General features: G+C 49.5%; 14 protein-coding genes. 6 read left to right on the top strand and 8 right to left on the bottom strand.

Going from position 1 to position 13,785, the window contains the following annotated elements:
- Positions 1–60: 60 nt before the first annotated feature.
- Positions 61–1,683, bottom strand: a complete 1,623-nt coding sequence (locus EKM84_RS08105; protein ID WP_125765259.1) for an ABC transporter permease — start codon at positions 1,681–1,683, stop codon at positions 61–63.
- Between the two features lie 6 nt (positions 1,684–1,689).
- Entirely contained in the window at positions 1,690–2,583 is an 894-nt protein-coding gene (locus EKM84_RS08100) for an ABC transporter ATP-binding protein (protein WP_125765258.1), read from the bottom strand.
- A gap of 218 nt (positions 2,584–2,801) precedes the next feature.
- On the opposite strand from EKM84_RS08100, the gene EKM84_RS08095 reads away from it, so the two are divergent.
- From EKM84_RS08095 to EKM84_RS08085, 3 genes are all read left to right on the top strand, one after another.
- Entirely contained in the window at positions 2,802–3,437 is a 636-nt protein-coding gene (locus EKM84_RS08095; protein WP_164511356.1) for a TetR/AcrR family transcriptional regulator, read from the top strand.
- Between the two features lies 1 nt (position 3,438).
- Positions 3,439–4,098, top strand: coding sequence for an HD domain-containing protein (locus EKM84_RS08090; RefSeq protein WP_225418174.1), 660 nt, complete (start codon positions 3,439–3,441; stop codon positions 4,096–4,098).
- Between the two features lie 121 nt (positions 4,099–4,219).
- Complete coding sequence (locus EKM84_RS08085) at positions 4,220–5,617, top strand: MFS transporter (protein ID WP_125765329.1); 1,398 nt, start codon at positions 4,220–4,222, stop codon at positions 5,615–5,617.
- A 48-nt stretch (positions 5,618–5,665) separates the two neighbouring features.
- Here EKM84_RS08085 and EKM84_RS08080 read toward each other — a convergent pair whose 3' ends face one another.
- Positions 5,666–6,196, bottom strand: a complete 531-nt coding sequence (locus EKM84_RS08080; RefSeq protein ID WP_125765256.1) for a DUF3278 domain-containing protein — start codon at positions 6,194–6,196, stop codon at positions 5,666–5,668.
- Between the two features lie 2 nt (positions 6,197–6,198).
- A complete protein-coding gene (locus EKM84_RS08075) occupies positions 6,199–6,387 on the bottom strand; it encodes a helix-turn-helix transcriptional regulator (RefSeq protein WP_125765255.1) in 189 nt (62 codons plus the stop codon).
- A 270-nt stretch (positions 6,388–6,657) separates the two neighbouring features.
- On the opposite strand from EKM84_RS08075, the gene EKM84_RS08070 reads away from it, so the two are divergent.
- Positions 6,658–7,119, top strand: a complete 462-nt coding sequence (locus EKM84_RS08070; protein WP_125765254.1) for an NUDIX hydrolase — start codon at positions 6,658–6,660, stop codon at positions 7,117–7,119.
- A 38-nt stretch (positions 7,120–7,157) separates the two neighbouring features.
- Here EKM84_RS08070 and EKM84_RS08065 read toward each other — a convergent pair whose 3' ends face one another.
- The 3 genes from EKM84_RS08065 to EKM84_RS08055 form a co-directional block, all read right to left on the bottom strand.
- The gene (locus tag EKM84_RS08065; protein ID WP_125765253.1) at positions 7,158–7,667 is read right to left on the bottom strand and encodes a hypothetical protein; all 510 of its coding nucleotides are present in this window, start codon (positions 7,665–7,667) and stop codon (positions 7,158–7,160) included.
- A gap of 152 nt (positions 7,668–7,819) precedes the next feature.
- Positions 7,820–8,623, bottom strand: a complete 804-nt coding sequence (locus EKM84_RS08060; RefSeq protein WP_125765252.1) for a hypothetical protein — start codon at positions 8,621–8,623, stop codon at positions 7,820–7,822.
- 3 nt (positions 8,624–8,626) lie between these two features.
- Positions 8,627–9,130: an aminoacyl-tRNA deacylase gene (locus tag EKM84_RS08055; protein WP_125765251.1), complete on the bottom strand. Its 504-nt coding sequence runs from the start codon at positions 9,128–9,130 to the stop codon at positions 8,627–8,629.
- Between the two features lie 185 nt (positions 9,131–9,315).
- On the opposite strand from EKM84_RS08055, the gene EKM84_RS08050 reads away from it, so the two are divergent.
- Positions 9,316–10,041 carry a GntR family transcriptional regulator gene (locus EKM84_RS08050; RefSeq protein ID WP_125765250.1) on the top strand — a complete coding sequence of 242 codons (726 nt, stop codon included), beginning with the start codon at positions 9,316–9,318 and terminating at the stop codon, positions 10,039–10,041.
- A gap of 178 nt (positions 10,042–10,219) precedes the next feature.
- On the opposite strand, the gene EKM84_RS08045 is transcribed toward EKM84_RS08050, so the two are convergent.
- Entirely contained in the window at positions 10,220–11,041 is an 822-nt protein-coding gene (locus EKM84_RS08045; RefSeq protein ID WP_125765249.1) for a DUF2785 domain-containing protein, read from the bottom strand.
- 317 nt (positions 11,042–11,358) lie between these two features.
- Here EKM84_RS08045 and EKM84_RS08040 point away from each other — a divergent pair, with 317 nt between their 5' ends.
- Positions 11,359–13,743, top strand: a complete 2,385-nt coding sequence (locus EKM84_RS08040; RefSeq protein WP_125765248.1) for a phosphoketolase family protein — start codon at positions 11,359–11,361, stop codon at positions 13,741–13,743.
- Positions 13,744–13,785: the final 42 nt, after the last annotated feature.

Here is a 13,785-nt window from a genome sequence, read left to right as displayed (position 1 = left end):
GTGCACCGGGCTACTAAAAAACCACCGGTCAAGACGACCAGTGGTTGCAGGTAAAAATTTTTAACTCATGTGTAGATCCCGTCGCCGGTAACCTTGCCAGCCGATGATTACTAGAGCAATCGCTAAGACGACCATCCAACTAAACGTGGTCCAGTTGACATCGTGCAGGGGTACCCGTGGCATCCAACCCGTGGGGGTCACGTTTTGGACCCAGTCGGGCAACTTTAGGAGACTGCCCATGTAGACGCTAATGAAGCCCAGAGCCAGGTAGGCCCAACTGAGTGACTTCAAGCGTGGCCAGCAACCGACCAAGAGAACGGCTAGGCCAAGGAAAACCCAAATTTCTGGTAGCTGAGCCGCGACACCTTGCCAGAATTCGCTAGCACTGATGCCATCTTTTACGTGTGTCAGACTGGCGTCGCCCATGACCACAATGCCGCCCAGGCCACCAATGAAGGCGAGGGTGCTGGTGACGAAGGCGGTGCCCACGTAGCTAAAGAGCAGGTGGGTGCGACTGAGTGGCCGTGCGTACAGGGCCTCTAACCAGCCGCGGGTCTCATCGCTGTGGACTTTGAGAATCAGTTGCATACCGGGGATGACGGCCACAGCGGCCATGACAATCGACAGGAGTGACGTGAAGCTTAACAGAATCTTGTGGTTGGCCTCGTGAACCATGGCCGCGCCGAAGACCTGTTGCATGGTCGGGTTGGTCTTGAGAATATCGCCAATCGTGTTGAAGACGGTTCCGTAAGCTACCCCAAAGATGATAACCGCAATAATCCAAGCGATGATCACGTTACGTTGCCGTCGCCAGATCAGCGTTGCGGGTCCCCGGAGAAAAGCCGAAGCTTGCCGGCGGCCGGGACGGGTCGTTAGGGCACCAGCGCCCAGGTCCCGGCGGTTGTTCGCCATGAATGCGAGAACAAGTAGAATCACAGCGAGGCCCAGGCTTAGCCAGATGGGTGACCAGTGCGGATTGTTGTAAGGCGCGAGTTTTTCGACCCACCCCAGGGGTGACCACCAGGTTAATTTAGGATGCTGAACATCCGTAATCATCCGTGCCAGGTAGCTAATACCAAATAGGGTGTAGGCCAGTCCCGTTGCACTAGCTGAGTGATCAGCCAGTTGGGCGGTCAGGAGTCCTAGAATTCCGAATAGGAGCCCCGTAGCGGCCAGTCCCAGTCCAATCAACCAGTTGCCTTCGGTGCTTGCCCCAGGCATGTTAGCGGCACTGAGACCGACACTGTAGAGGATACCTAGCGCGCCATTGACAACGACAAGTTCACAAGTTGCGGCAGCTAATGGGGAAAGGGTGCCGACTGCGTGAGCGCGAACCAGCTCGGTAATGCCCAAGTCTTCCTCGGCCCGGGTGGCGTGAATGCTGAGGGCAATGTTCATCACCACTTGAATCAGAGCCATAAATAAAAGCATTTCGTTAGCGAAAATTTCCGCCGTGGTGACCTTGCCAGTGAAAGAAAAGGCCCCAAACATAGCGACAATGCCGGGACTGGCGAGGGTTCCCTTGATGGCATTGATCTCACTAGGAGTGCCGTAAATCCCCTCGAATTTCCAGGCAACGCTGGCCATTAAGGCTGCCAAGAGAATGAGCCACATGAGAATTCGGAACCGATCCCGCCGAAAATTCAGACGAGTCAGTTGACCAGTACGTCCAAAACGCGTCATGGTAGGTCACTCCTTTCCCGTGTAGTAGTGCATGAAGAGGTCTTCCAACGTCGGTGGCGTACTCTGTAACGCTACGACTTGGTGTTGCGCCAGCGTGCTCATGACCGTGTTGAGATGTTCATCCTCAACAGAAAATTGCCATTCGTGCGGGGCATGACCAGGGGTAACGCCATGGACGTTAGGAAGGGTGGTGACATCGAAGTCATCGCCTAGCGTGACGGTGACCATGGTTCGGGTCAGGTGCCGCATCTCAGCCAGACTGCCGGTTTCAATGATTTGGCCTTCACGGATAATGCCGATCCGGTCACACATGCGTTCCACTTCGGAAAGGATGTGACTGGAAAGCAAGACGGCTTTACCGTGCGCCTTGAGGTCCATGACGGCATCCTGGAAGATCCGTTCGTTCAAGGGATCCAGCCCAGAGGTGGGCTCGTCAAAGATATAGAAATCAGCGTCTTGGGAGAAAGCCGCAATCAAGGCGACCTTCTGCCGATTCCCCTTGGAGTAGGTACGGGCCTTCTTGGTTGGGTCCAAGCCGAATTGTTTGATCAGGTCGTCGGTCTTGGCGGAATGTGCGGTGCCATTCATTTTAAGAAGGAGATCAATAATTTCGCCACCCGTTAAATTGGGCCAGAGATACACGTCGCCGGGAACGTAGGCCAGTCGTTGATGAATCGCGACGCTATCGCTCCAAACGTTTTGGCCGAAAATGGTGGCCGTCCCGCCGGAAGCCCGAATGATGCCGAGCAGAACCCGAATAGTCGTGGATTTCCCCGCGCCATTTGGGCCGATGAAGCCAAAGACTTCGCCAGGGCGCACCTCAAAAGTGATGTCCTTTAAGGCTTGGAAGTGGCCGAATTTCTTTTGCAGATGGTTAATTTGAAGTACAGGATTTGTCATAAGTAATCCCCTCCTTACAGTTTTAAAATCGTTTACATCGTAAGCCCCTGGGTACCCAAAGTCAACGAAAAAGTGAACTTTTATACTAAAATAGTTCACTAAAATTAAATTCTTTCCTAATTTGCGGTATGATAAAATAAACAACGAGTAGCGCTGTTGCTGATTCGTGCTGTAAAATGAGCAACGAATTCGACAAGCGGACGAGGGTGGTGACAGGCATGGCAACGAATCAAGAACGAAAAAGCCGTCAACGGCAAGGCATCTTGGACGCCGGCATTAAATTATTCACGCATGACGGATTTAAGGCAACCCACGTGACAACGGTCGCTGAAGCAGCGGGGGTCTCCCAGGTCACGCTGTATAAGTATTTTCCGAGTAAATTAGCATTGGGCCACCAGGTCGTCATCGAGATGATCAATCAGGGTTACGCGAGCTTTCAAAAATTAATTGATGACGAGCAGGTCCCGTTTTCTGAGATTATCAAGGCGATGATGGCTAACAAGGTTCGGCTGAGTGATGGCATCCATCCCGATTTTTATCAATTTGTTCTGGCCGAGATGCAGGGGAAGAATGGCAGTAACGTGGTGCGGCAAGCCTACGAAGACGGTGAACAGAAGTTTTGGGGTGCCGTGATTGCGCGGGGTCGGGCTGCGGATATTATTAGTGAAGACATTTCTGATGAGGCCCTACTAATTTACCTGCACATGTACGTGTCCTACTTCAGTACAGCCAACATTCCACCGGCTACGTATCAACGGCTGGTCAATCAATTAATGCATTTATTTTTCTACGGATTTGCGGGGACACCGGCTGTGACGCCACCGGATTCGCAAGCGAATAAGGAGGACGATTAAGTTGACAGAGACCACAGTTTTAGCGGCAGTTCGACAATTTTCACAATCGAAAATGGGGGATGACGAGACCGGTCACGGCTTCGACCATATTCAACGAGTCGTCGGCCTGGCTGACCGCATTAGCCAATCTTATCCGGATACCGATCACCTCGAAACGCTGACCGCAGCCTATTTACACGATGTTATTGATGAAAAGCTGGTCGACGATACCGCGGTAGCCAGTGAGGAAGTTCGGCAGTTCTTAGCCGACCAAGGATTCACGTCGGCTCAGATTGACGCTATTTTCCTAATCATGGACAACATGTCTTACCACAAAACTCTGGATGGCACGGCGAAACCGTTGCCGCTAGAAGGCCAAATCGTGCAAGACGCCGATCGGTTGGATGCCATTGGCGCCATCGGCATTTCACGGGCAATCTATTTTGGCGGGCATTTTGGCGAAAAGATTTATGACCCGGCCGTAACCCCCCGGACCGAGATGACCCACGCCGAGTATCGTAACTTAGACAATGAAACCATCATCAATCACTTTTACGAGAAACTGTTAACCTTAAAGGACCTGATGAATACGACGGCCGCCAAGCAGTTGGCCGAGCACCGCCAACAGGTCATGCTGGATTTCTTAGCCGAATATAAAGCCGAATGGAACGCGGAAGTTTAGGCTACCGCGTTTTTATTTTGCCGTGAAACCGGTTTAATCTAAATTTAACGGTGCATTTTAACCGAAAAATGCGTATGATTGAAAGTAATGCTAAATTTAGAGAGAAGAGATTGATTTGCAAATGACAGCTCAGTCCGAGAAGGTGCCACGGGGCAACCTCATTGCGATTTTTGCGATTGCCCTGATGGCCTTCCTAGGAATCTTGGTGGAAACGTCGATGAATGTGGCCTTTCCCACCTTGATGAAACAAATGCACGTGTCCTTGAATACCGTGCAATGGATCACTACTGGCTACCTGTTAACGGTGGCGTTACTGATGATTACATCGGCCTTTTTAAAGCAACGATTTAAAAATAAACAGTTATTCGTGGCCGCCGCTTTGGCGTTTATTTTAGGCGATTTAATTTGTGCGCTCGCAACTAACTTTCCGATTTTGTTGGTCGGTCGCTTGATTCAAGCGGGATGCGCCGGTCTGGCAATTCCACTGATGTTTAACATTGTCGTCGAAAGTGTGCCCCGGTCACGACTGGGATTTTACATGGGGATGGCCGGCCTGATCCTGATGATTGCGCCTGCCAGTGGTCCCACGTTTGGGGGCATCATGGTTTACCTGGCCAACTGGCGGATGATTTTTTGGTCCACGATGCCCGTGGAACTGATCATCCTGTTGCTGGGGGTCGGGGCCATCAAACAGTATGCGCCAGTCAAACCGGTTAAGTTCAACTGGGGCCAATTCAGCTTGCTCGCGATTGCCTTTATTAGTTTTACCTTAGGACTGAACAGCGTGTCGACCGCGGGGGCCCTCAGCTGGGAGTTTCTGGGTGGCGTTGGCTTGGCGATTGTGGCCATTTGGGGTTACATCGTGTTGGCCAAACACAGCAGTCGCCAACTATTAAAACTGGAAATTTTCAAGAATCCAGTCTTTACTTACAGCTTCTTTGCCTACTTTACCCTGCAATTCTGTAATATCGGCATCAACTTTGCGCTGCCGAACTACGCCCAAATTGTGGTGGGTGCCACCTCTTTGATTGGGGGACTAATGCTGTTGCCAGGGAGCCTGGTGACGGCGATTCTCCAGCCATGGTTTGGCCATTTGTTGGACGAACATGGGGCCCGTTTACCAATCTTGATGGGGAGCACGTTATTTACGATTGCGGCGCTAGTCTTCGTGGCGTTTGGCCAACACCTGAGTGTGGTACTGATTGCCATCATGTACGTCGTCTTCAGTGTCGGGCGGTCGATGGCGTTTAGTAACACGCTGACCAATGGACTGAAGGAAGTCGACATGAGTCAACGCGCCGATGCCAACGCAATTTATAACACGGGGCAACAGTTTGCCGGGTCGATTGGGACCACAATCTTGGCAGCGTTGATGTCGTCAGTGAAAGTCAGTGGCATGTCGTACGCCCACGAGACGGCGATTGGGAGCCAGTTGGCCTTTGGACTGATTTTCGTGTTAAGTATCGTCAACTTTGGCTTTTACTTCATTGTTTTCCGCTATCAAAAAAATGATAAATAACCACGAACAGGGCCATGACGATTGTCATGACCCTGTTTTCTCGCATAATTATTGTTGTTTTTTCAAACGAAGCCAGTAGGTGAGGCCCATAACGATGCCGAAGAAAATACCACTGACAACGGCGCCCGAAATATTGGCGAACGACACAAGTTCCTGCGTGAACAGGTGGTCGTCGAAAAAGGTGCCCAGAAAGGCTTGTTCCAGGTACATGAAGACAGCGAAGTAGATGGCCAGGCCCAGTGACACCCATAGGATATGCTTACGTGCGGCCGGTAAGTCCTGGACGCTGACTTCATGATCCGTCAGATGTGCCCGGCGACTGGCGACCATCAGGTAGGGACAGATGACGATCGTGATGAACGCGACGTCAAAACCGGCGAGGCCAATCAGGGCCATGTAAGCCGATTGCGTTTGCCACAGTAGCGCGACGACCGGGCCCAACAGGAGCACTGGTAGGCACATGAAAAAGGCGTTGGTGCCAATCCGGTTGACCTCCTGCCGTTTGTATTCATCAAAGTCCCCGGTAATATTGAAAAAGTGTTTAACAATCTTATCACGTAAATTTTCCCCGTTTACCATGATTATGCCTCCCAGAATAGGTGATTGAGATCCGTGTGGAGGGCCCTGGCGAGCCGTAAACACAGATCGAGTGATGGATTATACTTGTCGTTTTCGACTAGATTAATGGTTTGACGGGCAACCGCAACTTTTTGGGCCAATTCAAATTGCGTTAAGCCAGCTTGCTTACGATAGTCTTTGACCCGATTCACGCGGGCACCTCCTTTAATATGTCAGATATATATGACATCTTTAGGATACAAAGCAGGAGCTGAAATGTCAAATATAAATGACTTTTAAGACGCAGCCGCTGCATGGGTAAAAGTCGTATCGGCTGAAGGCAACAAAAGCGCTAACTACCGTCGTTGCTGGTAGTTAGCGCTTTTAGACTGTTAACAGAGATTTGATAATTAGAGAATTGACATCATTCTATAATTATAGTTTAATAATTAAAAATGATTAAATCAGAAAGAAGTTTTTAAATGCCCGATTACATTCAAGCCATTCGTCATCAGGTGGGTCACAAGCCAATTATTTTAACCTTTGCAGGCGGCATCTTAGTCGACCGTCACGACCACGTTCTGTTACAAAAACGTACAGACTTTAACCGCTGGGGATTACCAGGCGGCGCCTTGGAGTTTGGCGAGTCGGCCAGCGCCGCCTGTGTCCGTGAATTTCGCGAGGAAACCGGCCTGACCGTGGCAGTGACGGGGTTGCTGGGGGTGTCGAGCAATCAAATTCAACGCTATCCCAATGGTGACGTGGCTCAGGCTGTGATCATCGTCTTTCGGGTGTCGCTGGTAGCCGGGCAATTAAAGACCGACAGTAGGGAAAACCAGAAGCTAGGCTATTTTGCCCAGGATAATTTGCCGCCGTTGTTGAATGCGCAACATGAGCAGGGATTGCGGAACTACTTTTCTGGGAATATTCCTTGGATGGATTAGTCAAAGGCCAACGAAGTAGCAAGCTCTTAAGACCAATTTTACAGGTTAAATAAGCGAACCTCTTCTTTAATGAGGGACTTAGTCATCGGGCGGAATGACATGTTCATGTAGAAAGGATGCCGCTTCAACAGTACCTGCTTCCTAAATTCACCACGGTACAATGTAATTTTTCGCGTGTGATGGCTGACCTTAAACTTAAATGTCCAGGCCCCCTTGATCTTTTTGTAGCGTTTGAGGGTGAAGGTCTGATTGTTGTTAATCTTGGTTGCCAATTTGAGTTGTCGGTTATTGGTTCCCGTGTTCGTGAAATATTGCCAGGTTGCTAAGTTGGTGTGGGGTTTGTTCTTGATGGAAGCCCATCTGAAGGTCTTAGCGGTTAGCGTTATCTGTTCGGATAATTGCGCTTCATTGCCCTCCATGTACCATTTACCACGGAGTGCATTTGGTACGGAACGAGTCTTGGCCGCAGCCGTTGTGGTACTGATGCCAACGCAGGTCACTAAGGCTAGTAGGGCCACAAAGAAGGGAAGCAGTTTCTTGATGTTCATAACTTATGGAAGCCTCTTTTCAGAATACACTAACCGGTCACCCAGTTAGTTATTATCACCATAGACGGTTTGAAGAAACGATACAAATGTAGAATTCCCCTAAGAATTCCCCGGAAACACGAAAAAGCCGTGGCCAGGACGACCACGGTTTTCTAATGATCTTTAATTTGTAAGGCCAAACGAACCAGCAAGTTGGTCAGCAGTGAAATCAATAGCGCGTAGCCCAACACCAGGGCCAACAGGATGATGGCGCCGGTCAGGAACGTGAGAAAGCCACTGGCCACGTTTAGCAGGGTGAGGCCCACCGTTAAAATCACGATGATGGTCACGAAGCCAATCAAGCCAATCCGGGAGTTGGCGAAATCGGCGGCACTCAAATCAAAGCCGCCGATGCTCAGATTGAGCGATAGCAATCCCATGATGGTCCACCGAATCCAGGGATGATTGTCGCCGCCCAGCGCACCGAGAAATCCCGACCAGTCCAGGTTGAACGGGTCGGCAATCAGCGTCAACATGCCCTGAAACCAGCTGGGAATCAGGAGGGCCGTCAATCCCAACAAGACTGCTGCACAGCCGAAGATGGGGGCAACCCCAATAAATAAATTGCCGGTGACCTGATACCAATTTCGCTGATTCCAAGTGTGATTGACGTAGCCCAACGCCAGGTCGGGCTGGCCATCCGTACCTCGTCGATTGGGATGGGGCCGCTTGAGCAGCCGGACCTTATCGATTCGGTGACCGAACAAGACGGCCGTCACCAGATGGCTGAGTTCATGAAAGAAAATACCGATGAAGCCCAAGTATAGCTCACTGTTTACGCCAAAGCCATTGGCTAAAAAGGCCTTGGTGTTGCGGTTTAGGAACGTTAACAGCGTGACAAAAATAAAGGGAATCACCAGTAGATCCAGGCCGACAATCCCCAGATTTTTAAAAATGAGGACCAGGTCCGTATTCATCGCTTACTCCAGCAAGTCGGTGAATGTGCCGTGAACCAGCGTGGCGAGCGCCGTGGCATCAACTTCAACCGACCGACCAATCTGACCGGAAGAAACGAGAATTTGCCCTTGTTCCTGGGCGGTATTGTCAAAATAAATCGGGAAGTGGTTCTTTTCCCAAATCCCAACCGGGGTGTTGGCGCCGTGCTCGTACCCGGTCGTCTTGACCAAATCCTTTAGGGGCACCATGTCGACCTTCTTGTTGCCGGAAGCTTTGGCCAACTTCTTTTCATCTAAATGCTCATCGATGGGGAGCACGCCGACCACCGGACCGGTCGTGGGACTGCTCAACACCAGTGTTTTGTAGATGTGGTGCTCGTCAACGTCCTCGTGATCGACGTCTAATTGGGCGACGTCGCCCTGGGTGTGGGTCGCAAACTCGAATTGTTTGTAAGCGACTTTGTTCTTATCTAAAATCTGTTCAACTAACGTCTTATGCAGGCGTTTACCTTTTTTCTTTTTGGACATGGGACTCACCTTTCAAAATTTTATTGATAAATTGGACCGCACTTTAAAAATAAATGGACCGGTTGTTTTTCTATAAAAGAAGACACCGCCACCAAAACCTGTTATACTCTATCAAAGAGAATACCTGTTGAGCGGTTGCGCTCAGCGTACAGTGACGTCTAGTTGAAGAGTTATGAGGAGATATCATGGCAGATTTAGTCTATCGACAAGTGATGCGGGACTTAAAACATCGTATCCATCAAAATGAATTTCCCAATAAACGGTTGCCGGACGAGCGGAGCCTCAGCGAAGCTTACGGTGTGAGCCGTAGCTCGGTGAAGCGAGCACTCAGTATTCTGGCGAACCAGGGACTGATTTTTAAAAAGCGCGGTTCGGGAACCTTCATTAACCCATTATATATGAAAAACCAAACAATTTTTCAATATGAGGGGTCAAATTTAGGAATTACTGACAGTATGAAATCAGCAGGGAACACACCGGGCATTCGGTTGCTCAATTTTAACGTGGTTCCTGCCAGCAAGGAAATCCAACAGGACCTGTTCCTCGAGGAGGGCGACTTCGTTTATGAAATCAAGCGGCTACGGCTGTTTGACGACAAGCCGTTCATGATTGAAACGGGGTACATTCCCATTAAAATTGCGCCGAACCTGACGCAGGCAACGGTGTCAGACTCTATTTTCAATTACCTGGAAAGCCAGGACAAGGTTGTCACCAAGTCCTTCATGTCGATCCAGGCGCAGCCCTCAACGGCCGAGGATCAAGAGTTGTTGCAGCTGAAGCCGGTGGAACCAGTCGGCATCATGGAAGGAATTTTCTTCCTGGATGACGGGACGCCGTTTGAAGTGTCCAACATGCGGTTACACTATCAGTATTTGAACTATAACACCTTTGTTTCCCTAGATGAAGAATAACGTTCGCTATGGGGTTAAGGTAGGGTTATGGTTTTGCCTCCAGGCTGGTGAAAATGGCCCTGGGCACGGTGGGTACTAGCGGTAAAATTAATATATTTTTTGTCATAAGTCTGAGCGAATATTTGAAAATCAAAGGTGCCGATACTATCTGATCAATCAGACAGTATCGGCACCTCTTTTAGTTCACGTAGCCATTCACTTGATAGTAGTGCTGACTTAACGTCGTAATTGTTTGGTGGATGGTGGGTTCTCCCGGCAGTAAGAAGTATAGGTGATGGAGGAAAATTAACCAGTTGTGCAATCGTGCGACGGGAGCGCAATCAAATGAAAAATTACCCCACAAACGCTGGTCGGTAGTGATTAGCCAGTCGTTGAGTTGGGCCGTAGTCAGATGGTCGACCTGTCGTGCCCGAATCAGTGGCATCGCCAGGCGGGGCTCCTCGTCGAATTGAAAAGACGTTGTTTGGCGCGCAAATACCGTTGCAATGGCTGCCAGTGCCGTTGGCGTTTGATCCAAAGGAAACTGGGGATGTTGCCAGGCATATCGCAGCAGGTCGCCGCCGTGAGCGATACCGTGGGCCCAGCCCTTATCAGGCACCCAGCCGCGTTGGTCGTGCTCGCGAACGAGGTAGGTCAAAGCATCGCTGAAAAATTGTGTCTGCTCGGTGGTTGTTAACCAGGCGTCCTGGGCATCACTGTTTAAGACCGCCGCAGTCAACAGGGCTGTGAATGTGCGTTGGAAGACAGCATCATTGGTTGGCTGGTTGATGGCGGTGAATAGCCCTCGTTTGATCAGCAGGTGCTTAGCAATGGATTGACGCTGATCATGGGTGAAGGCATCTTCATCAAATCCACGGGTGAAGAGGGTAAAGACTGTGTCATCGCGAATCACGGGGTCCAAATCACCGACGTGTGCCAACAACAGTTGTACCTGATCGTCCGTAAAGCCCAAGTTGGGTGCGTCGACCAGTTGTTGTAAGTTAATTGGAAAATCTGCCATGCTAATCGCCTCTATTTTTCCCCGAGTATACGCTGATTGTGGAGACAGTGGGTATTAAAAGATACATAGCTTAGAGCAGAAAATCTTGGGTTCACCGCAGGAAGTGAAAAAATTGGCTATGCCATTTCTGAAGCTTTGGTCCACGTTTTTATCAAATTGATACGGTCCAATTGTCAAAAAGGTTGACTTTTATAAAAATCAGCCTATGATAGAGGCTGTAAAAAGCATCCCGGTAGTCACTACGAGATAAATTTTACGCGTTTTCTAACCATTAGATAACGATGTCGTTACGAATTCACAGAAGGAGTGTTAATTACATGGCAAATGCAGACTTCGATTCCAAGTCCTACTTGGAAGGCGTTGACAAGTATTGGCGTGCAGCAAATTACTTGTCAGTTGGTCAGTTATTTTTGCGTGACAACCCATTATTGAAGCGTGATTTAACCTCTGACGATGTAAAGATTAAACCAATTGGTCACTGGGGGACGATTGTTTCTCAAAACTTTATTTATGCTCACTTAAACCGGGCTATTTTAAAGTATGACTTGAACATGTTCTATATTGAAGGTTCAGGTCACGGTGGCCAAGTGATGGTTTCTAACTCATATCTTGATGGTAGTTACAGTGAAATTTATCCAAACATTTCTCAAGACGAAGCTGGATTGAAGCGTTTATTCAAGCAATTCTCCTTCCCAGGTGGTGTGGCTTCTCACGCTGCTCCTGAGACACCAGGTTCTATTCATGAAGGTGGGGAACTCGGTTACAGTCTTTCTCATGGGACCGGGGCAATCCTCGACAACCCAGACGTCATTGCCGCTGTTGAAATCGGTGATGGTGAAGCTGAAACTGGTCCATTGGCCACTTCATGGTTCTCGGACAAGTTCATTAACCCAATCAAAGATGGTGCGGTATTACCAATCATCAACATGAACGGGTTCAAGATTTCTAACCCAACCATCCTGTCACGGATGTCCGACGAAGACTTGACCAAGTACTTCGAAGGTATGGGCTGGGATCCACACTTTGTTGAAATTGACGAAAACGAAAAAGACTTCACGCGGGTTCACGAAGACATGGCTAAGACCATGGATACGGCCATCGAAAAGATCAAGGCTATCCAAAAGCATGCTCGTGAAAACAACGACGATTCATTGCCAAACTGGCCAATGATCATCTTCCGTTCCCCTAAGGGCTGGACTGGTCCTAAGGCCGACTTGGATGGCAACCCAATCGAAGGCTCCTTCCGTGCCCACCAAGTGCCAATTCCTGTTGCCGCTGGCGACATGGAACACGCCGACATGTTGGTCAACTGGTTGAAGTCTTACAAGCCAGAGGAACTCTTCAACGAAGACGGTTCTGTTAAGCAAGAAATCCGTGACATGGCGCCTAAGGGCGAACAACGGATGGCAATGAACCCAATCACAAATGGTGGGATCAAGCCAGAACCATTGAAGCTCCCTGACTACAAGAAGTACGCCGTCGACACCACTGAACACGGTAAGACGATTGCGCAAGACATGTTAGTTTGGTCCGATTATCTGGCTGACGTCATGAAGTTGAACCCGAATAACTTCCGGGGCTTTGGTCCTGATGAAACGAAGTCCAACCGGTTGTACGCTGCCCTCGATTACGGGAAGCGTCAATGGATGGAAGACATTCATGAACCAAACGATGAAAACATGGCCCACGAAGGCCGGATCATTGATTCACAACTTTCCGAACACCAAGCTGAAGGCTGGTTGGAAGGTTACGTCTTGACTGGTCGTCATGGTTTCTTCGCCACCTACGAATCCTTCGGTCGGGTCGTTGACTCTATGTTGACGCAACACATGAAGTGGTTACGCAAGGCCGTTGAACAAGACTGGCGCAATGATTACCCATCATTGAACTTCGTTGACACGTCGACTGTCTTCCAGCAAGACCACAACGGGTACACCCACCAAGATCCAGGTATGCTGACCCACTTGGCTGAAAAGAAGCCTGAATTTATCCGTGAATACCTGCCAGCCGATGCCAACACCCTGTTGGCTGTCGGTAACGTGGCCTTCCAGAGCCGCAACAAGATCAACGTCATTGTGACGTCTAAGCACCCACGTCCACAATGGTTCTCCATTGATGAAGCTACGAACTTGGTTAACAATGGTTTAGGCTACGTTGACTGGGCTTCAACTGATCAAGGTCAAGAACCTGACATTGTCTTCGCTGCTGCTGGGACTGAACCAACTTGGGAATCATTAGCCGCAATTTCATTGTTGCATGACGAATTCCCTGAAATGAAGATCCGCTTCATTAACGTGGTTGATCTTTTGAAGTTGCGTTCACCTAAGTTGGACCCACGGGGGATTTCTGACGAAGAATTCGACCGTCTGTTCACGACTGACAAGCCCGTTATCTTTGCCTTCCATGGCTTTGAAGGCTTGATCAAGGATCTCTTCTTCGACCGTCACAACCACAACGTTCACGTTCATGGTTACCGTGAAAATGGTGACATTACGACACCATTTGACATGCGGGTCTTGAACCAACTGGACCGTTATGACTTGGCCAAGGAAGCCGTCAGCGACATTAAAGAATACGCTGTTAAGGGCGCCTACTTTATCCAACGCATGGACGACATGGTTGCTAAGCACACGGCTTACATCCGTGAGGTCGGGACTGACTTGCCAGAAGTTAACAACTGGCAATGGAAGCCACTGAAGTAACTTAAAACTGTTTGATGAGGCACCTACCTGGTCCATTTGGAC

Origin of the sequence: Levilactobacillus mulengensis (assembly GCF_003946045.1) — a bacterium.
Taxonomy (GTDB): Bacteria; Bacillota; Bacilli; order Lactobacillales; family Lactobacillaceae; genus Levilactobacillus; species Levilactobacillus mulengensis.
This window is presented reverse-complemented; position numbering and strand designations above follow the sequence as displayed.

What these genes read in the sequence shown, in the direction of transcription:
- EKM84_RS08105 (WP_125765259.1), bottom strand. Translation starts at nt 1,683, where the DNA reads ATGACGCGTTTTGGACGTACTGGTCAACTGACTCGTCTGAATTTTCGG.
- EKM84_RS08100 (WP_125765258.1), bottom strand. Translation starts at nt 2,583, where the DNA reads ATGACAAATCCTGTACTTCAAATTAACCATCTGCAAAAGAAATTCGGC.
- EKM84_RS08095 (WP_164511356.1), top strand. Translation starts at nt 2,802, where the DNA reads ATGGCAACGAATCAAGAACGAAAAAGCCGTCAACGGCAAGGCATCTTG.
- EKM84_RS08085 (WP_125765329.1), top strand. Translation starts at nt 4,220, where the DNA reads ATGACAGCTCAGTCCGAGAAGGTGCCACGGGGCAACCTCATTGCGATT.
- EKM84_RS08080 (WP_125765256.1), bottom strand. Translation starts at nt 6,196, where the DNA reads ATGGTAAACGGGGAAAATTTACGTGATAAGATTGTTAAACACTTTTTC.
- EKM84_RS08070 (WP_125765254.1), top strand. Translation starts at nt 6,658, where the DNA reads ATGCCCGATTACATTCAAGCCATTCGTCATCAGGTGGGTCACAAGCCA.
- EKM84_RS08065 (WP_125765253.1), bottom strand. Translation starts at nt 7,667, where the DNA reads ATGAACATCAAGAAACTGCTTCCCTTCTTTGTGGCCCTACTAGCCTTA.
- EKM84_RS08060 (WP_125765252.1), bottom strand. Translation starts at nt 8,623, where the DNA reads ATGAATACGGACCTGGTCCTCATTTTTAAAAATCTGGGGATTGTCGGC.
- EKM84_RS08055 (WP_125765251.1), bottom strand. Translation starts at nt 9,130, where the DNA reads ATGTCCAAAAAGAAAAAAGGTAAACGCCTGCATAAGACGTTAGTTGAA.
- EKM84_RS08050 (WP_125765250.1), top strand. Translation starts at nt 9,316, where the DNA reads ATGGCAGATTTAGTCTATCGACAAGTGATGCGGGACTTAAAACATCGT.
- EKM84_RS08045 (WP_125765249.1), bottom strand. Translation starts at nt 11,041, where the DNA reads ATGGCAGATTTTCCAATTAACTTACAACAACTGGTCGACGCACCCAAC.
- EKM84_RS08040 (WP_125765248.1), top strand. Translation starts at nt 11,359, where the DNA reads ATGGCAAATGCAGACTTCGATTCCAAGTCCTACTTGGAAGGCGTTGAC.